Here is a 19,749-nt window from a genome sequence, read left to right as displayed (position 1 = left end):
GGGGGAGTGTAAAACTATGAATAAACCATATCAAACCTATCAACAAAATTCAGTACAAACGGCATCACCTGGAGAATTAACCTTAATGCTTTATAATGGATGTATTAAATTTATTAAAGTTGCAAAAAAATCTATTGAAAACAAAGATATCGAAGCTAAAAATACGAACATTCAGAAAGCTCAAAACATTATTAGTGAGTTAATGGTAACGTTAAATCTAGATACAGATGTATCGAAACAAATAATACCGCTATATGATTACGTTTATCATCGTCTAGTTCATGCGAATACGCAAAATGATGTTGAAGTTCTAGATGAAGTACAAGGTTTAGTCGAGGAATTCCGCGATACTTGGAAGGAAGTTATTAAATTGAATCGTCAACAAAAAGTGAGTGGAGTGAATTAATGCCAGCCCTTCAAGATTTGTACGTTTTGACAACTCAGATGGTAGATAAGTTCGAAGAAGACCAGAACGAAAATAGAGAGGAAATGGTTAAAACCTTTAATTTTTTCGTAAATGAGCGTCAGAAATTATTGAAAGAAATCTCTGCTCCCTATTCGGAAAAAGAACTGGAAATGGGACAAGAACTCGTAAGGTTAGACCAACAATTAAAACTTTTAGTCGATGATTATTTTACAAAGTTTAAGGTTGACATGACTAAACTTAGTAAAAAACGTCATTCGAATAAAAAGTATGTAAATCCTTACGCAAATGTTTATGGTACTGATGGAAGTTTTATAGACAAAAAAAATTAGGTGATTATTTGACAGAAGTAAAAGAAGAGACAATTGAGTTAATGAAAAAATATTTGACGATGTTACAAGGGGTAGACGAAGCGCTACAATATATATCAATCAATACAGATATTGAAGGGTCTGCATTTCCACAAGTTCCACAAATTTTCGAGGATACTCTAGAAGCCCTTCAACAAATGAACAGTGCTCATGAAATCTTCCAAAAAGAAATTGATGTAAAAACGGAAGCTCAAGAGTTTGATGAGTTCGTCCAAATTTTATCTTATTGGAATCAAATGCAAACTAATAGTGAGAAGCAACAATTAATTCAGGATCAAGCTTTCCCAAAGTTCAATGTTTTCAAAAAACATATAGAGAAACGCCTAAATGAATATGTGATGCATTAATTAAAACTCAGGAATTTCAATCTTTCCTGAGTTTTTTATATTAAAAAGCCTATCTGGTAATATCTAGCCCTTTAAAGAAATGTATTATTTGTTAGAATAAAAATAAAGATATAGTAATCCCTACATGTACCCCTTAAATATATAAAAGATTTGAAACAAAAATTTTTTCGACAAAATATTTTAAATTTTTCGACCGTTTATGAAGGGATATTTGAGGGAAATGTAGAATATAGATTACATATCTTGAAAGGAGGATGTGCATATGATTTACAACGTTAGAGGAGAAAACATCGAGGTAACGAATGCGATCCGAGACTATGTAGAGAAAAAGATAGGTAAGCTGGAAAGATATTTTGACACACCGCCTTCATCAGAGGTGCACGTGAACTTAAGTGTACACAATGATGAACAGCGCATTGAGGTGACAATCCCAATGACAGACTTGTTATTGCGTGCAGAGGTGAGTCACAACGATTTATACGCCGCTACGGACTTGGTGGTTGATAAGTTAGAACGCCAGATTCGTAAGCATAAAACTAAAATTAATCGTAAATTCCGTCAGAAGGGTGCTCCAAAGCACGTATTCGCGGAGATGGAAAGAGAAGCTGCTGCAGTGGCAGTAGATGAACAACCATCAATTACTGATGAAGAAATACAAATTGTTAAGAAAAAACGTTTTGATTTAAAACCAATGGATGAGGAAGAAGCGGTTTTACAAATGGACATGTTAGGTCACACGTTCTTCGTCTTCGAAAATGCCGTAACTGGTGATACAAACGTAGTTTATAGACGTAATGACGGCAAATATGGTTTAATCGAACCAAACGCATAAAATATATAATTAATCCTCTCGCACAGGTTGCGAGGGGATTTTTTGTGACGTTGACCATAGGTATCTTAGTAACTAAATGTGCAAACTCGGCAACTAATCCGATGAACTCAGAAACTAATTTTCACAACTTTAATACTAAAATAATGAACTTGGTCACTAATATGTCAAACTTGGTTATAAGTCAATCAATAGTAAGTAAATCAAATCCAATAAAAAAACTTTAAAAAATATAAATTATTAAGTTTTTTCATTTTCGACATCAAACTACATTAAACTCGTCAAAAATTCATTCAAAAACCTTAGTTTCCGCTAGCGAAACGGGCATTTTCGTGCATGTGACAAGACAATTTCACCGTGATATAACTATATCAACAAGATCATGAAGGGGGAATGCGAAATGAGCAACTTCACTCCGATAACCAGATGCCCCGGTTGCTCTGAATTAAAAAAGTATGTCGATCAACAAGCAGAGTTGATTTCCCAATTAATGAAAATTATTGGACAGACCCACGAAAAGCTTGTCGTGCTTGATAAGCGCGTCCAAGAAATATCCTCACTTGAACATATGTTATACACTTATTCCGTTTCCGAGTCGCCCAACTCCTCTACCCATTCAGAAATTGATTAACCCTCCAACCCTTATGGTCTTGTTGAAGGTCAGCTACAAAATTTAACTGGCCTTCTTTTCTTTTTTACATAAATGACTATCGACAATAATCGTGAATATACGCTGTCTCATTGAGTTGTACCGAATTTTCTTTAGTGTTATCATTATATTTGGATTAATGTAAACGAAACAGAATTAGAGGTGCAGAGTATGAGGCAGTTATTGACTAAAGTTTTTGGTGATGGAAACTCAAGACAATTAAAGAAACTTGAAAAAATTGCTGATCAAATAGAAGAACTTGAACCAGAGATGCAACAGTTATCTGATTCTGATCTTCAAGCAAAAACAGATGAATTAAAAAAACGTTATCAAGCTGGTGAATCATTAGATGATTTATTAGTTGAAGCGTATGCAGTTGTGCGTGAAGCGGCTGTTCGCGTATTGGGTCTACGCCCTTATAAGGTTCAGTTATTAGGTGCAATTGCTCTTCACAATGGTGATATTGCAGAGATGAAAACAGGTGAAGGTAAAACTCTCGCTTCAACGATGCCAGCTTATTTAAATGGTATAACTGAAAAAGGTGTGCACATTATCACAGTTAATGATTACTTAGCTGATCGTGACTCGCATGAAATGGGTGAACTCTATGAATGGTTAGGACTAACTGTTGGTCTAAATACGAATGATCTTTCGAAAGATGAAAAGCGTGAAGCTTACGCGAAAGACATCACGTATGGTACGAATAATGAGTTTGGTTTCGATTACCTGCGTGACAATATGGTTCTATATAAAGAAAAAATGGTACAACGCCCTCTACACTTTGCCATTGTCGATGAGGTCGACTCGATTTTAATCGATGAGGCGCGTACGCCACTGATTATTTCGGGTTCTCAGAAGCGTTCACAATCAAACTATATGCAAGCTGATTCGTTTGTGCGTACGTTGAATGGCGAAGAAGATTATTCTTATGATGAAAAAACGCGTAATGTTCAGTTAACGGAATCAGGTATTTCAAAGGCTGAAAACTACTTTAATATTGAAAACTTATATGATTTAAATAACGTATCGTTAACACACCACATAAACCAGGCGTTACGTGCGCATGTCGTTATGCAGCGTGATACCGATTATGTGGTTCAAGATGGTGACGTGGTAATTGTTGACCAATTTACGGGACGTTTAATGAAAGGTCGTCGTTACAGCGATGGTCTTCACCAGGCGATTGAAGCTAAAGAAGGTCTACAAATTCAAAAAGAAAGCATGACACTTGCGACGATTACGTTCCAGAACTTTTTCCGTATGTATGATAAATTAGCTGGTATGACGGGTACGGCAAAAACTGAGGAAGAAGAGTTCCGTAACATTTACAATATGAGTGTTGTGGCAATCCCAACGAACAAACCGATTGTTCGTCGAGACTATGCTGATTTAATTTATAAGTCGACTGAAGGCAAATACAAAGCGCTAGTCCAGGATATTAAAGAACGTTATGAAAAAGGACAGCCAGTTCTAGTAGGTACGGTTGCTGTTGAAACGTCTGAATTGATTTCTCAGCTTCTGAAAAAAGCGGGCGTGAAACACAATGTGTTAAACGCGAAAAACCACTTTAAAGAAGCAGAAATCATTCAAGAAGCGGGAAATAAAGGTTCCGTGACAATCGCGACAAACATGGCCGGTCGTGGTACGGACATTAAACTAGGTGACGGTGTCATTGACCTAGGTGGTTTAGCTGTTATTGGTACAGAGCGTCATGAGTCACGTCGTATTGATAACCAGCTTCGTGGTCGTTCGGGCCGTCAAGGTGACCCTGGTGAATCACAATTCTATCTATCTATGGAAGATGAATTAATGCGCCGCTTTGGTTCTGAAAATATGCGTAGCATGATGGAACGCCTAGGTATGGATGACAATCAGCCAATTGAGAGTAAAATGGTTTCTCGTGCGGTTGAGTCAGCTCAGAAACGTGTAGAAGGTAATAACTTCGATGCACGTAAACAGCTACTTGCTTACGATGATGTGATGCGTCAGCAGCGTGACATTATTTATGAACAGCGTTTCCAAGTGTTAACGAGTGATAATTTGCGCGAAATCATTATGACTATGATTCGTTCGACAGTGGACCGTAATGTTCAAGCTTATACTCAGCATGATGAAGAAGAGAAGTGGGAATTAGACTCGCTTGTTGATGTCATTCATGCGAATGTGCTTGAAACAGATGAGGTTTCAGCAAATGATTTAAAAGGTAAAGATCCGGAAGAAATCACTGAATATATTATGGAAATCGTTCAGAAAAAGTATGATGAGCGTGAAGAAGAATTAACAGATGATCAAATGCGTGAATTCGAACGCGTTATTTTACTTCGTACGGTTGATTCGAAGTGGATGGACCATATTGACCAGATGGATCAGCTTCGTCAAGGTATCCACCTTCGTGCCTATGGTCAAACCGATCCATTACAAGAGTACCAAATGGAAGGTTTTTCGATGTTCGAAGAGATGATTGCAGCGATTGAGCAAGAAGTTGCGAAGTATGCGATGAAGGCACAAGTTCGTGATAACTTACAACGTGTCGAAGTCGCATCAGGAACGAAAGCCATTGCTGGTGGTCGTCAAAACCAAGAGAAGAAACGCAAGCCATATATTAAAAAAGAAAACATCGGGCGTAATGACCCATGTCCATGTGGTAGTGGTAAGAAGTACAAGAACTGCCACGGTAAAAGTGAATAATTTATCGAACCCCAGATTGGCTGTTACAGCTAGTCTGGGGTTTTTAGTTATATTGAACTAAATTATAAAATGGTTCATTTTCCTTTGAATTGCTGTGATAACATTTCTCTAATACATCTAGTATTGAGAGGGGAATACATCATGTTTAGAAAAAAACTTTTGATTGGCACATTAACTGCGTTATTATCAGTTGGACTTTTTTATAGTTCAGTCAATGCTGAGAGTGTTTTTACTGATGTTGATGAAGACTATTGGGGATATCCAAGTATTACAACATTAGTTAATCAAGATATTATAAATGGTTTTCCTGATGGCACTTATCGACCTGAACAACCTCTAAGCAGGGCGCAAAGTGCGATTATTATTGGTAAAACTTTAGAAATAAATCCAAACATTACACCAACGCATTCGTTTACTGATGTAAACGGCAGTGTGAGTGGTCATCAATATGTGTATGCCTTAGCTGAAGAGGGCGTTTTTGCCAAAGTGGATCAATTCAATCCTAATAATCCGTTGACCCGTGCTCAAATGGCTAAAGTGTTAGTGGAAGCGTTTGATCTACAAGCTGAGGGAAATGTTCAAGTAAACTTCAGTGATGTAGACCGTGACCATTGGGCTTATAGCTACATAGATGTCTTAGTTGATACAGGTATCACAGCTGGAACTTCAGAATTTACTTTTAGCCCAAGTGAGTCTGTCACCAGAGTTCAAATGGCCGTGTTTGTTGATCGAACGTTAAGGTATTTAAATGGGGAAAAGCCTGTTGTTGATGTACCAGGCCAAAACGACCGTCCTCAAGAGTATTATGCCATTGCTGATGAGATCCTAATGCTGACTAACCAAGAAAGAACAGAAAGAGGATTACCTGCTTTAAAAATCGATACTGAACTACAAGAAGTCGCGATGGTTAAGGCTAAAGATTTTGATGTAAATAAATACTTTGCTCACACATCTCCAGTGTATGGCAGTCCATTTGATATGATGGGTGAATTTAATATTGACTTTAGATCTGCTGGTGAAAACATTGCATACGGGCAACCGTCTGCAGCATCTGTAGTGGAAGGATGGATGAATAGTGAAGGTCATAGAAAAAATATATTAAACGGCTCATTCACTCATATTGGTATTGGATATTATAAAGATGAAAACGGAAGACCATACTATGTTCAGATGTTTATAGGAAAATAAATTTTGTTGGAGGATCTAATTTGATTAGGTCCTTCTTTTATTTTTTATTAAGGGCCTCGCCGCTTTGCCCCTTAGCACTCGCCACAAATCGAAAAATCATTTATTGTTTTTACCCAGATTTAAAGTGGTATACTAACATTAGTTAATACATAGTTGAGGTGAAGTTTTATGGATTTATCAGAAATTAAAGATCAGCTGAATAAGCTGCAAAACAGACTAGAAGACTTTAGGGGGTCTCTTTGACTTAGATGAAGACCGCGAACGAATTGCAGAACTCGACCAACAGATGACAGCACCAGAATTTTGGGATGATCCATCTGCTGCTCAAACAGTCATTAATGAATCGAATGCGTTAAAAGATCGCGTTAATAAATTTGAAAAAAATGAAGAAGACCTTGAAAATCTGGAGGTCTCTTATGAATTAGTTAAAGAAGAGAACGATGAAGAGCTGTTCGAAGACTTGCAAAGTGAAATCAAACGAGTAATTGATCATTTCAATGAATTTGAATTAGAAATTTTATTAAATGAACCATATGATAAAAATAATGCCATTCTTGAAATTCACCCAGGTGCTGGTGGAACTGAGTCTCAGGACTGGGCTGAAATGTTACTTAGAATGTATAAGCGTTATGCTGATAATAAAGGTTTCAGTGTTGAAACATTAGATTATTTACCAGGCGATGAAGCGGGTGTTAAAAGTGTAACGCTCCTCATCAAAGGCCACAATGCCTATGGGTATTTAAAAGCTGAAAAAGGTGTGCATCGATTGGTGCGTATTTCACCATTTGATTCTTCAGGCCGCCGTCACACATCGTTTGCATCATGTGATGTGATGCCTGAATTTAATGATGAAGTCGAAATCGATGTAAAAACTGAAGACCTAAAAATCGATACCTATCGTTCAAGTGGTGCAGGTGGTCAGCACGTTAACACAACTGACTCAGCTGTAAGGATTACGCATACACCGACAAATACAGTTGTTACTTGCCAATCTGAGCGTTCTCAAATTAAAAACCGTGAACAGGCTATGAAAATGTTAAAATCCAAATTATATCGATTGGAAATTGAAAGGCAGCAACAAGAGCTGGATGAAATTCGTGGTGAACAGAAAGAAATTGGCTGGGGAAGTCAAATCAGATCTTATGTTTTCCACCCATATAACATGGTAAAAGATCATCGTACAAATAAGGAAAATGGTAATACTCAAGCAGTCATGGATGGGCAAATAGGCGAATTCATTGATGCTTATTTACGCTCAAAAGTTAAAGGATAATTTTTGGACAAACAGGGTAAATTATAGTTACTTCATCCAAAAGGAGGTAAAACTTTAACATGAAAAAAATACTTATGGGTGTTTTTAGTGTAATGCTTGTATTAGCTGCTTGTGGCGGAGGCCAAGATGATGATGGTGGAGACACTGGTGGCGATGGCGGTACTGAAGAGTCTGGCCAAGAAGAAACAGGTAATGGCGACAATGGTGGCGACGGCGGTACCGATGGTGAAACGGCGCAAGCCGGTGAGCAGTTATACCAACAAAACTGTTCAACATGTCACGGCGCTGACTTATCAGGCGGTGTAGGACCCAGCCTGAAAAATGTTGGCGATAAATATGGTGTCGAAGATATTGTTGGTATTATTCAAAATGGTAAAGGTCAGATGAATGCCATTGACATTAGTGAAGAAGATTCAAAGTCAATCGCTGAATGGTTAGTTAATCGTTAAAAGTAAGAAAAATGGAGTAATAGTCCTTGGAATAGTATCTAAGGACTATTTTTTTATGCCAATTTATTTAATATTATATTAAATAAAGACAAAAACCCCCATGTTTACAAAAATTTTTACGAAAATTATGACTTTTGAAAAGAAATCTTAATAAAAATCCCCTAAACATTTTGTCATAACGTGTTATAATGTAATATATATTAACTAGATTGGAAGAAATAGATAGATTTTCATGTACTAGTCAAGGCAAAACTTGTCGTTTTATGATATAATACATACAATTAAAAGAATTTTCAGAATATATTCTTTTCTTCTGCAACAGGAGGGTACAGATTACGCCTATGATTGAAATGAAAGAAGTTTTCAAAGTGTACAAAAATGGTGTGACTGCTTTAAACGGGGTGGATGTTACAATCAATCAAGGTGACTTCGTTTATGTGGTTGGACCAAGTGGTGCGGGTAAAACATCGTTTATTAAAATGATGTACCGCGAAGAAGTTCCATCTAGAGGCAATGTATACATAAATGGTGTTGAAATAGGTGGGCTTAAGAAAAAGGAAATCCCTTACTTGCGACGCGATGTGGGAGTGATTTTCCAGGACTTCAAGCTGTTACCACGTAAATCAGTTTACGAGAATGTAGCTTTTGCTCTTGAAGTTATTGAGGAAAACTCTAAAAAAATTCGTAGGCAAGTTATGAAAGTGCTTGAGCAGGTGGGTTTAAAGCACAAAGCAAGATTTATACCCGCTCAACTATCTGGTGGTGAACAGCAGCGTGTAGCTATTGCGAGGGCAATTATTAACAACCCAAAATTAGTGATTGCGGACGAGCCTACAGGTAACTTAGATCCCGAGACGTCTTGGGAGATTATGCGTATTTTTGAAGATATTAATTCAAAAGGTACAACAATTATAATGGCGACACACAGCCAAGATATTGTTAATCAGTTGAAAAAACGCGTGATTGCTATGGAGAAAGGACAAATAGTAAGAGACGAGCATCGAGGGGAATACGGTTATGAAGCTTAGTACGATGGGAAGACACCTCAGAGAAGGTTCTAAAAATATAATAAGAAATAGTTGGATGACGGTAGCTTCGGTAGGTGCAGTAACGACAACTTTAGTATTAGTTGGGATATTCTTAACACTAATGCTGAACTTAAATCAATTAGCACAAAATATAGAAGACGAAGTTCAGATGAGTGTTTATATACAATTGACTGCAGATGAGACACAGATTAATGAATTAGAAGAAAACATTAAACAAGTTAACAATGTAACCAGTGTTGAATTTTCTTCAAAGGAAGAAGAACTGGACAAGTTAATTAAAGATATGGGTGAAGAAGGTGAGCAGTGGAAACTGTTTGAACAAAATAACCCACTAAACGATGTTTTCATTGTTAGAGCAGAAGAAGCTAGTCAATATAAAGCTATATCACAAAAGGTGAAAGAGTTTAGTAACGTTGATGATGTAACCTACCAGCAAAATACAGTTGAACGTTTATTGACGTTCAACAAATATGCTCGATACATAGGTTTTGCGTTCATCAGTGCTTTGATATTAACAGCGATATTCCTAATCTCTAACACTATTAAAATGACGATTATTGCTCGTCAGGATGAAATTAGCATTATGAAGTTAGTTGGGGCTAAGAATAGTTTTATTCGTTGGCCATTCTTTGTAGAAGGTATGTTAATGGGAATGCTAGGCTCGATTATTCCGATTGCATTAGTCTTATTCGGTTACAAGTATTTATATACAAACTTTAATGACCGAATTAATATGAGTTTCGTAGAATTGCTACCTTTCGACCCGTTTGCATGGCAGATTTCGTTATTACTTCTTGGTATTGGAGTGGTTATTGGAATCTGGGGAAGTGTGATGAGTGTACGTAAATTCTTAAATGTATAACAAAATAGAAAAACATAATAAGAGAGGAGCTTACTATTGATCAAAAAAGCACTCAGTATTCTGGCAGTAATGGTCATTGTATTCGGAGTATTTACATCGTTGAATGAAGATCAATCAGCACAAGCAGCTCAATCATTGGATGAAATTGAACAAGAATTAAAAGAAATTGAACAAGAAAAGCAACAGATTAATGGTGAATTAAGTAATTTGAAGGAGCAAATGGCTCAAGTTCAATCAGAAAAAAATACGGTTGAAAACAAATTAGCGAACTTGAACTATCAAATTAGAACAAAAGAAGCGGAAATAGATTTAAAAGAAAATGAGATTGCCCAAACTGAAACGGAAATTAGAGGACTAGAGAAAGAGATTGCTAGTTTAAAAGAAGAGATAGCAAAGCTTGAAGCAAATATTGTAAAGCTAAAGAAAGAAATTAAAGAGACTGAACAACGTATCGCAAAACGTGAAGAAATTTTAATCGAACGCTTACGTACGTTACAACGTAATGGTGGTTCCATTAAATACTTAGAAGTTATTATGGGAGCTAAAGATTTCGGTGAGTTTATTAGCCGTACATCAGCAGTGAACAAAATAATGGACCAGGACCAGAACATCCTTGAAAACCATTTTGCTGATAAAGAAAAACTGGAAAAAGACAAGAAAGCTGTTGAAGAAAGCAAACAGGTTGTAGTTAAGAAGAAAGAAAAAGTGCAAGCAAATAAAGCTCAAGCAGAGCAGAAGCGTAATAAATTAGTAGCTAAAAGAAATGAATTAAACCAATTAGTTGCTAGTCTTGGTGATAAGAAAAAAGAACAACAAATTGTTTTAGCCAGCTTAGAGAAGAAAGAAAATGAAATTCACCAAATTCAATTATCTGCTAAAGAAGAAATGAAATTAATTAAGCAGCGTGAACGTTACTTAGAGCAGGCGAAGAAAGTAGCAAGTGGAAATGGTTTCATCACACCTTCAACGGGTTATATTTCGTCGCATTTTAATCCAAATCGAGTTCACCCAATTTATAAATATCCACGTCCACACAATGGACTAGATATTGCAAATAGTCGGGGAACTGCGATTAAAGCAGCTGCATCTGGAGTCGTTTATAAAACATATACTTGGTGTCAAAGAGGAAACATGTCTTGTGGTGGCGGATTCGGTAATGCTGTATTTATTACCCACAATATAAATGGTAAACAGTATGATACTGTTTATGCTCATTTATCTGGAGTCAACGTGTCTGAGGGACAGACGGTAACTGCTGGACAATTAATTGGTAGAATGGGATCAACAGGTGCATCTACTGGCGATCACTTACACTTTGAAATTCACCCAGGTGGTTATAAGAACCCTACGAACCCTCTAAACTATGTTTCAGCACCTTAATCTAATTAATAAAGCATCACACAAATGTGTGGTGCTTTTATTTTCATTTATTAGTACCTATACTATTATTTAACCTTTATCATTACATCTTAAACATTCAGTGATATAATGATAAAATATACATAATTTTGGTTAGAACATTGGGGTGAATCCATGAATTTAAGTAAAAAACTTTTAGTTATGATTGTAGTACTTTCTCTACTTGTTGGAGGAGTTGTAACAGCAGTTACATTGGAAATAATTAATCAGGATGAAACTGTAGAAAGTGATTCTAAACAAACAAATAATGATGACGAATCTTCTAATGAAGAAGAGCAGCATCAAAATAAAGAGTCAGATAAAGACAATAATGAAGAAGTAAGCTCCGATATGGAGATTATAAGCTATGCCATGAGCTTATTAGAAGAAAATTATGTTGATGAAATTAGCCATGAAGAATTAATTGAGGGAGCAATTGAAGGGGTTGTAAATAAATTAGATGACCCTTATAGCGAATATATGGATCCCGAAACTATGAAGCAGTTCCAAAGTCAAATTGAATCAACATTTGAAGGAATCGGTGCTGAAGTAACGAAAAGAGAAGGTTATATAACAATTGTTACACCATTAAAAGGAACGCCCGCTGAGAAGGCAGGAATACGTCCTAATGACCGCATTATAGAGGTGGATGGTGAAAGTTTAGAAGGCTATACAGTATTTGAAGCCGTGACACTGATTCGTGGTGAAAAAGGTACAGATGTAACGTTAACGATTGATCGCCCTGGCGAAGAACAGCCATTCGAGGTGGTCATTACACGAGATACGATACCACTTACAACAGTCTATTCAGATGTTCAAACTCAGGATGGCAAAAATGTAGGTGTCTTACAAATCCGTTCATTCTCTGAGAAAACGGCAGAGGAATTCAGAACGGAATTAGAAAAGTTAGAAACGGAAGAGAATATCGAAGGGTTAGTTATAGATGTAAGAGGTAACCCAGGTGGTTTATTAAATTCAGTTGAAGATGTATTAGGTCATTTCTTGGGTGATGAGCAACCTTACGTACAAACAACACGTCGTGACCAAGATCCTGAACCACTTTACTTGAAGAAAACCGGTAGTAAGGACTATCCAATTTCAGTTCTGGTCAATGAAGGTAGTGCATCGGCTTCTGAAATTTTAGCTGCTGCGATGAAAGAAGTTGGAGAATATGAGGTTGTTGGTACGACGACATTTGGTAAAGGTACCGTACAACAAACGATGCGTCTTGGAGAAGGTTTATTAAAGGTTACAGTTATGAAATGGTTAAGCCCCGAAGGTAATCCAATCAATGAGGTTGGGGTTGAGCCTTCTGTAGAAGTGAAACAGCCTGAGTATTACTATTTAACCTTAATTCAAGCTGAAGAACCGTTAAAAAGAGATGCTAATGGAGAAGAAGTGGCTAAACTTCAAACAATGTTAGAAGGTATAGGTTATCAACCAGGTCGAACTGATGGATATTTTGATGGTCAGACTGAAACAGCTCTAGAAAACTTCCAACAATCAAATGATTTAGAAGTTACAGGCGTCTTAAATGAAAAAACGGAAGAAGCACTAGAACAACAAATCTTAGATGCTGTTAATAACCCAGAAAATGATCGCCAATTACAAAAAGCAATAGATGTATTATTTGAATAAAGAATAGAAGCTTATCTGCATTAAAAGAAATGCCCTCCCTTTCCGCGGGCACGGCTCGAGCCTCCTCGGCAGAAAATCACTGCCTGTGGGGTCTCGAGACTCGTGCTGTTCCCGCAGGAGTGTCGGGCATTTCTTCATTTTTTATTCTATAATATATAATCGAAGTTCCATCATTTCTCTGATATTATATATTTGATTAAGATTACTTACTTTGGTTTTCCACAAGATATTATTTAAATCACTTCCTATTATTTAAGTCACTATTTATAATGAAAGTGAAGGATTTATAGTCTAGAATGCCGAATATGTTTGGTAATGGATTTTACAGAGCGGGGGTTGGCTACATGGACTTGGAATGGCTTAAAGAATTCGGGCTGGGATTATTATGGGTGTTTGCCCAACCGTTATTATATATTGCAATAGCGTTTACTTTTTGGACAGGCTATTATCGTGTTAAAAATGACCGTAAAATGTTTGGTCATAGAGTGTTCCCGATTGGTGCAGAATGGCATGGGACGATGTGGCTTGGCATTATGTTTGGGGTTATTTTATCAACTTCATTAATACTTAGTGGGTCGCTTTTAAATTATCAATGGTTATTACTAATTTCTACGATTGTATTTGTGTTTGCTCTTAGTAACCAAATTTGGTTATTATCGCCTATATATACAATTGGTTTAGCCTTGATAGGAGTTTGGTTATTTGGAAAATTTAGTGCTGAACCGAATGCCTGGTTCAGTCCGTTGTTAGAAGTTGATTTAGTTTTAATCAGCTTCTTATTAACCAGTTTAGTAATTGCAGAAGTTATCCTAATACGACTGACTAAGCGCAACAAAACATTCCCTGAAATGAAAAAGGGGGATCGTGGAAAATATATTGGTGGTCATCATGTTAAGCGTTTAATGATGGTGCCGTTTTTTGTGCCTGTACCTAATGGCGTGTTGGAATTAAGCATGTTCAACTGGTGGCCGATGTTTAGTATAAGCGATACGTTTGGGTTGATGTTGTTTCCGTTTATCATTGGTTATAGCCAACGTTTTGGGGGGAGTTTTTCAGAGATTGGTGCCAAGCGTACTTCTAATGCACTGGCGATTTTAGCCTTGGTGTTAGTCGGTGGTTCTGTAGCTGTGTATTTTTATCCAGAGTGGACAATTGCACTTGGCATTATCGCAATCGCTGGACGGGCTTTAATTCATGGAGTGACACATTATTTAGATTTAGAAAAACGATCAATTTTCACCCCGAAGCAGGACGGTATTATTGTGGTTGGTATTATCCCAGGTTCTCCTGCAGATGAAATGGGAATACACATCGGTGAAAAGATTGAAAAGATTCATGACATCGAGGTCACAAATGAACACGAGTTTTATGAAGTGATGAGTGATCATCGAACGTTTTGTAAATTAGCAGTTAGAGATTTTAACGGTGAAATTCGATTTGTTCAGCGTGCTTTATATGAAGGGGAGTATCATGAACTAGGTTTAATTTTTGTTAAAGAAACACCTAGATTCACGTTAAAAACTGAAGAAATTAGTTAAGCTCGAGTACACTAGTATTCGAGTTTTTTCAATTTATTATGGAGCCACATTCTTTGCAAATTCCTTTATCCCAAATTATCCTAATAATACAGAAAAAATTTAACAAACAGAACTTTTGTTCGTGTTTTATGTTATACTTAAATATAGAAGAAATAATAGTTTTAATAGATACTTTTTAAATTGGAGTTGGTGTTGTGGAACAATTTGATCTTCATTCGCAGTTTCAACCACAAGGTGATCAACCGAAAGCAATAGAGAAAATTGTGGACGGTATTAATAAAAATGAACGTCATCAAACTTTGCTAGGTGCAACAGGTACGGGTAAGACGTTCACAGTGTCTAATGTGGTAACTGAAATTAATCGACCGACATTAGTGATTGCTCATAATAAAACCTTAGCTGGTCAGTTATATAGTGAGTTTAAAGAGTTTTTCCCTAATAATGCTGTGGAATATTTCGTGAGTTATTATGATTATTATCAACCTGAAGCCTATGTACCGCATACTGATACTTTTATTGAGAAAGATGCCAGTATTAATGATGAAATTGATAAACTACGTCATTCGGCAACTTCATCATTGTTCGAAAGAAATGATGTATTAATTGTAGCGAGTGTGTCGTGTATATATGGTTTAGGTTCACCGGAAGATTATAAGGACTTGGTCTTGTCTTTAAGAGTCGGTATGGAAAAAGAACGTAATCAGGTGTTAAGAGAATTAGTAGATATCCAATATGCACGTAATGATATTGACTTCCAGCGTGGAACATTTCGTGTAAGAGGGGATTCTGTAGAAATTATCCCTGCATCAAAAGAAGAACATTGTATACGTATTGAGTTTTTTGGAGATGAAATTGATCGCATCAGAGAAGTTGATGCGCTAACTGGTGAAATCGTTGGTGATCGTGACCATGTTGCTATTTTCCCGGCATCTCACTTCGTAACGAAAGAAGAAAAGATGAAGCGCGCGATTAAGAATATAGAAAAAGAATTAGAAGAACAGTTACAAAAGTTTCATGATGAAGGAAAATTACTGGAGGCTCAACGTCTTGAACAGCGCACGAAATATGACCTCGAGATGATGAATGAAATGGGCTTTTGTTCAGGTATTGAGAACTATTCACGTCACCTTGCTTTTCGTGAACCTGGTTCAACACCTTACACATTACTAGATTATTTTCCAGATAATTCATTAATTGTGATTGATGAGTCTCATGTGACATTACCACAGGTTAGGGGTATGTATAATGGGGACCGTGCACGTAAGATGACGTTAGTTGATCATGGTTTCCGTTTGCCGTCAGCACTGGATAACCGTCCATTAAAATTTCATGAGTTTGAAAAACATATTGATAATATTTTATACGTTTCAGCCACTCCGGGTGATTATGAAATAGAACATTCTCCTGGTGTGATTGAACAGATTATTCGCCCAACAGGGTTATTAGATCCGGAAATTGAAGTGCGTCCAATTAAGGGGCAAATTGATGATCTAATTGGAGAAATTAATAAACGCAAAGACAAAAATGAACGTGTGTTAGTAACAACATTAACAATAAAAATGTCAGAGGACTTAACGAATTACCTTCAAGAAATGGGTATTAAAGTCGCTTATTTACACTCTGAGATTAAAACGCTTGAACGAATTGAGATTATACGTGACTTACGTTTAGGTGTTTATGATGTTCTTGTAGGTATTAACTTATTGCGTGAGGGTCTCGATATTCCTGAGGTTTCTTTAGTGGCAATACTTGATGCCGATAAAGAAGGTTTCTTACGTTCAGAACGTTCACTTGTTCAGACAATGGGGCGTGCTGCGCGTAATGAAAATGGTCGAGTTATCATGTACGGTGATAAAATCACAAAATCAATGCAATATGCGATTGATGAAACCAATCGTCGTCGTGAAATACAGATGGCTTACAATGAGGAACACGGTATTACACCAACAACCATTAAGAAAGAAGTTCGCGATGTTATTCGTGCTACTTATGAGTCAGAAGAGGAACAGGAAAAGGTTGCTCAGTATGATAAGTTGTCTAAAGAAGAAAAAGCAGAAATGATCGATCGAATGGAAGCAGAGATGAAACAAGCAGCTAAAGATTTAGACTTCGAAAAAGCAATGGAACTAAGAGATGTGATCTTAGAGTTAAAGTCGGAAGGATGATTTTAATCGATGAAGTCAATAACGATACAAGGCGCACGTGCGCATAATTTAAAAGATATTGATGTAACAATCCCAAAAAACAAACTAGTTGTGATGACGGGTCTATCTGGTTCAGGTAAGTCTTCTTTAGCTTTTGATACGATTTATGCTGAGGGGCAGCGACGTTATGTTGAATCATTATCGGCTTACGCCAGACAGTTTTTAGGTCAAATGGATAAGCCCGATGTGGATGCAATTGAGGGTTTATCTCCAGCGATATCAATTGACCAAAAAACCACGAGTAAAAACCCTCGATCAACGGTTGGAACCGTAACGGAAATTTATGATTATTTACGTTTACTGTACGCGCGTGTTGGACGTCCCATTTGTCCTATACACGGGGAAGAAATTTCTGCACAAACAGTTGAACAGATGGTTGATCGTGTGATGGAACTAGAAGAACGAACAAAACTACAAATTCTTTCACCCGTTGTTTCAGGGCGTAAAGGTGAACACGCCAAAGTGTTATCAGACTTGAAAAAAGAAGGATATATCCGCCTGCGTATAGATGGTGAAATGCGTGAGATTAGTGAAGAGATCGAATTAGATAAAAATAAAAACCACACGATTGAAGTGGTAATTGACCGAATCATCGTTAAAGAAGGTGTAGAAACCAGGTTAAGTGATTCAATTGAGACTGCTCTTAAGTTAAGTGGCGGTCAAGTTATTGTTGATTTAATCGAAGGTGATGAAATTTTCTTTAACGAAAATCATGCATGCCCGATTTGTGGTTTTACAATTGGTGAATTAGAACCAAGACTGTTTTCATTCAACAGTCCTTTTGGTGCATGTAAAACTTGTGATGGGTTAGGGTCGAAGCTGGAAGTCGACTTGGATTTTGTTATTCCTGATTGGGATTTATCTTTAAACCAAGGTGCGATTGTCCCATGGGAGCCGATTTCATCACAATACTACCCACAATTGCTGAGGAGTGTTTGTGCTCATTATGATATTGACATGGATACACCGGTAAAAGATTTACCTAAAAAACAAATGAACAAGATTCTATATGGCAGTGGCAAGCAAAAGATTCTCTTTAGTTATGAAAATGAACGTGGCAATCGTCGCGAAAATAAAATTTTCTTTGAAGGTGTTATTAACAATATTTCCCGCCGTTATCATGAAACATCATCAAGCTATGTTCGTGAGCAGATGGAGAAATATATGGCACAGTCTGAATGCCCAACATGTGAAGGCTATCGATTAACTGAGGAAGCATTAGCGGTTAAGGTTGATGGTATTCATATTGGTAAGGTCACAGAAAAATCGGTTACTTATGCTTTGGAATGGATACAAACAATTGAATTAAGTGAAAAAGAAGAACAGATTGCACGTATGATTGTTAAGGAAATCGGTGATCGTTTAACATTCTTAGTCAATGTTGGTCTGGATTACTTAACATTATCTCGTTCGGCTGGAACATTATCAGGTGGAGAAGCACAGCGTATCCGCTTAGCAACACAAATTGGCTCAGCTTTAACGGGTGTGCTTTATGTATTAGATGAGCCATCGATTGGTCTTCACCAGCGAGATAATGACCGACTAATTCAAACATTAAAGCGCATGAGAGATTTAGATAATACGTTAATTGTCGTTGAGCATGATGAAGATACGATGTTAGCAGCAGATTGGTTAATCGACATTGGACCAGGTGCCGGGGCACAAGGTGGAGAAATTGTAGCAGATGGCACTCCTCAAGACGTGATGGATAATGACCAATCACTGACGGGGCAATACTTGAGTGGTAAAAAATTCATTCCTTTACCTACAAAACGTCGTAAAGTAACTAAAAAGAAAATGTTAGAAATCCGACAGGCTGAAGAAAACAACTTAAAGGAAGTGGATGTTTCTATACCACTCGGTTTAATGACGGTCGTTACAGGCGTTTCAGGGTCAGGGAAAAGTACATTAATTAATGAAATTCTATATAAAACGTTATCTCAAAAACTACATCGCGGGAAGTCTAAACCTGGTAAGCATAAAGAAATCCGCGGAATTGATCATTTAGAAAAAGTAATCGATATTGACCAATCACCAATTGGTCGTACACCACGTTCAAACCCAGCCACTTATACGGGGGTTTTTGACGATATTCGTAATGTGTTTGCTCAAACAAGTGAAGCTAAAATAAGAGGTTACAACAAAGGTCGTTTTAGTTTTAACGTTAAAGGTGGCCGTTGTGAAGCTTGTCGTGGAGACGGGATTATCAAAATTGAGATGCACTTTTTACCTGATGTGTATGTTCCATGTGAAGTGTGTCATGGTAAACGCTATAACCGTGAGACATTAGAAGTGAAATATAAAGGCAAAAATATTGCGGATGTATTACAGATGCGCATTGAGGACGCCTTAGAGTTTTTCGAAAACATTCCTAAAATCAAGCGTAAACTTCAGACCATAGAAGATGTCGGTTTGGGTTATATTCGCCTAGGTCAGCCTGCAACTACCTTATCAGGTGGTGAGGCTCAACGAGTAAAGTTAGCAAGTGAACTTCATCGTCGTTCAAACGGACGTTCACTGTATATTCTGGATGAACCTACAACAGGGTTGCACGTTCATGATATTGCACGTTTGTTAAATGTGTTACAACGATTAGTTGAAAATGGTGATAGTGTGCTTATCATTGAACACAACTTAGACGTCATTAAAACAGCTGATTATTTAATAGACTTAGGTCCTGGTGGTGGAGAAGGTGGCGGACAAATCGTAGCTACTGGAACACCAGAAGAAGTAACTGAGGTTGAAGGTTCATTTACAGGGAAATATTTAAAACCTGTCTTAGAACGTGAACGTCAACGTATGGAAGAACGAATTCTAGAAAGTACGCAAAACTAAAGGGGGA

General features: G+C 37.1%; 16 protein-coding genes. All 16 read left to right on the top strand.

The annotated features are described in order from the left end of the window. Positions 1-16: 16 nt before the first annotated feature. Positions 17-406, top strand: a complete 390-nt coding sequence (fliS, locus tag E3U55_RS02400) for a flagellar export chaperone FliS (RefSeq protein ID WP_134338730.1) — start codon at positions 17-19, stop codon at positions 404-406. After that, positions 406-756 (top strand): hypothetical protein, encoded by a 351-nt coding sequence (locus E3U55_RS02395; protein ID WP_134338729.1) that lies wholly within the window; start codon positions 406-408, stop codon positions 754-756. The genes fliS and E3U55_RS02395 overlap by 1 nt, the downstream gene beginning before the upstream one ends. Before the next feature lie 8 nt (positions 757-764). Continuing rightward, positions 765-1,142, top strand: a complete 378-nt coding sequence (locus E3U55_RS02390; RefSeq protein ID WP_134338728.1) for a hypothetical protein — start codon at positions 765-767, stop codon at positions 1,140-1,142. 262 nt (positions 1,143-1,404) lie between these two features. Next, on the top strand, positions 1,405-1,974 hold the full coding sequence (hpf, locus tag E3U55_RS02385; protein WP_134338727.1) for a ribosome hibernation-promoting factor, HPF/YfiA family: 570 nt from the start codon (positions 1,405-1,407) through the stop codon (positions 1,972-1,974). Positions 1,975-2,371: 397 nt separating this feature from the next. Then, positions 2,372-2,602 (top strand): hypothetical protein, encoded by a 231-nt coding sequence (locus E3U55_RS02380; RefSeq protein ID WP_134338726.1) that lies wholly within the window; start codon positions 2,372-2,374, stop codon positions 2,600-2,602. Positions 2,603-2,791: 189 nt separating this feature from the next. Further along, complete coding sequence (gene secA / locus E3U55_RS02375; RefSeq protein WP_134338725.1) at positions 2,792-5,308, top strand: preprotein translocase subunit SecA; 2,517 nt, start codon at positions 2,792-2,794, stop codon at positions 5,306-5,308. A 141-nt stretch (positions 5,309-5,449) separates the two neighbouring features. Next, a complete protein-coding gene (locus E3U55_RS02370) occupies positions 5,450-6,496 on the top strand; it encodes an S-layer homology domain-containing protein (RefSeq protein ID WP_194840794.1) in 1,047 nt (348 codons plus the stop codon). Positions 6,497-6,664: 168 nt separating this feature from the next. Beyond that, positions 6,665-7,769 (top strand): peptide chain release factor 2 gene (prfB, locus tag E3U55_RS02365; RefSeq protein ID WP_134338723.1). Its coding sequence is split into 2 segments (ribosomal slippage): positions 6,665-6,736 and positions 6,738-7,769, totalling 1,104 coding nucleotides; the frame shifts between segments, so codons are not numbered across the junction. Between the two features lie 59 nt (positions 7,770-7,828). After that, positions 7,829-8,218, top strand: a complete 390-nt coding sequence (locus tag E3U55_RS02360) for a c-type cytochrome (RefSeq protein ID WP_134338722.1) — start codon at positions 7,829-7,831, stop codon at positions 8,216-8,218. A gap of 341 nt (positions 8,219-8,559) precedes the next feature. Next, entirely contained in the window at positions 8,560-9,246 is a 687-nt protein-coding gene (ftsE, locus tag E3U55_RS02355) for a cell division ATP-binding protein FtsE (protein ID WP_134338721.1), read from the top strand. Next, positions 9,236-10,129 (top strand): permease-like cell division protein FtsX, encoded by an 894-nt coding sequence (ftsX, locus tag E3U55_RS02350; RefSeq protein ID WP_134338720.1) that lies wholly within the window; start codon positions 9,236-9,238, stop codon positions 10,127-10,129. The genes ftsE and ftsX overlap by 11 nt, the downstream gene beginning before the upstream one ends. 36 nt (positions 10,130-10,165) lie before the next feature. Next, positions 10,166-11,509: a PcsB-like coiled-coil domain-containing protein gene (locus E3U55_RS02345; RefSeq protein ID WP_134338719.1), complete on the top strand. Its 1,344-nt coding sequence runs from the start codon at positions 10,166-10,168 to the stop codon at positions 11,507-11,509. Positions 11,510-11,662: 153 nt separating this feature from the next. After that, complete coding sequence (locus E3U55_RS02340; protein WP_134338718.1) at positions 11,663-13,165, top strand: S41 family peptidase; 1,503 nt, start codon at positions 11,663-11,665, stop codon at positions 13,163-13,165. 344 nt (positions 13,166-13,509) lie between these two features. After that, complete coding sequence (locus E3U55_RS02335) at positions 13,510-14,703, top strand: PDZ domain-containing protein (RefSeq protein ID WP_134338717.1); 1,194 nt, start codon at positions 13,510-13,512, stop codon at positions 14,701-14,703. A gap of 194 nt (positions 14,704-14,897) precedes the next feature. Further along, a complete protein-coding gene (gene uvrB, locus E3U55_RS02330; RefSeq protein WP_407644089.1) occupies positions 14,898-16,868 on the top strand; it encodes an excinuclease ABC subunit UvrB in 1,971 nt (656 codons plus the stop codon). 9 nt (positions 16,869-16,877) lie between these two features. Beyond that, positions 16,878-19,742, top strand: coding sequence for an excinuclease ABC subunit UvrA (uvrA, locus tag E3U55_RS02325; protein WP_134338715.1), 2,865 nt, complete (start codon positions 16,878-16,880; stop codon positions 19,740-19,742). The last annotated feature ends 7 nt before the right edge of the window (positions 19,743-19,749 follow it).

The sequence above is a fragment of the Filobacillus milosensis genome, assembly GCF_004402015.1.
GTDB lineage: Bacteria > Bacillota > Bacilli > Bacillales > Alkalibacillaceae > Filobacillus > Filobacillus milosensis.
This window is presented reverse-complemented; position numbering and strand designations above follow the sequence as displayed.

What these genes read in the sequence shown, in the direction of transcription:
- E3U55_RS02380 (WP_134338726.1), top strand. Translation starts at nt 2,372, where the DNA reads ATGAGCAACTTCACTCCGATAACCAGATGCCCCGGTTGCTCTGAATTA.
- E3U55_RS02360 (WP_134338722.1), top strand. Translation starts at nt 7,829, where the DNA reads ATGAAAAAAATACTTATGGGTGTTTTTAGTGTAATGCTTGTATTAGCT.
- E3U55_RS02370 (WP_194840794.1), top strand. Translation starts at nt 5,450, where the DNA reads ATGTTTAGAAAAAAACTTTTGATTGGCACATTAACTGCGTTATTATCA.
- secA (WP_134338725.1), top strand. Translation starts at nt 2,792, where the DNA reads ATGAGGCAGTTATTGACTAAAGTTTTTGGTGATGGAAACTCAAGACAA.
- E3U55_RS02335 (WP_134338717.1), top strand. Translation starts at nt 13,510, where the DNA reads ATGGACTTGGAATGGCTTAAAGAATTCGGGCTGGGATTATTATGGGTG.
- hpf (WP_134338727.1), top strand. Translation starts at nt 1,405, where the DNA reads ATGATTTACAACGTTAGAGGAGAAAACATCGAGGTAACGAATGCGATC.
- E3U55_RS02340 (WP_134338718.1), top strand. Translation starts at nt 11,663, where the DNA reads ATGAATTTAAGTAAAAAACTTTTAGTTATGATTGTAGTACTTTCTCTA.
- fliS (WP_134338730.1), top strand. Translation starts at nt 17, where the DNA reads ATGAATAAACCATATCAAACCTATCAACAAAATTCAGTACAAACGGCA.
- ftsE (WP_134338721.1), top strand. Translation starts at nt 8,560, where the DNA reads ATGATTGAAATGAAAGAAGTTTTCAAAGTGTACAAAAATGGTGTGACT.
- ftsX (WP_134338720.1), top strand. Translation starts at nt 9,236, where the DNA reads ATGAAGCTTAGTACGATGGGAAGACACCTCAGAGAAGGTTCTAAAAAT.
- uvrA (WP_134338715.1), top strand. Translation starts at nt 16,878, where the DNA reads ATGAAGTCAATAACGATACAAGGCGCACGTGCGCATAATTTAAAAGAT.
- E3U55_RS02395 (WP_134338729.1), top strand. Translation starts at nt 406, where the DNA reads ATGCCAGCCCTTCAAGATTTGTACGTTTTGACAACTCAGATGGTAGAT.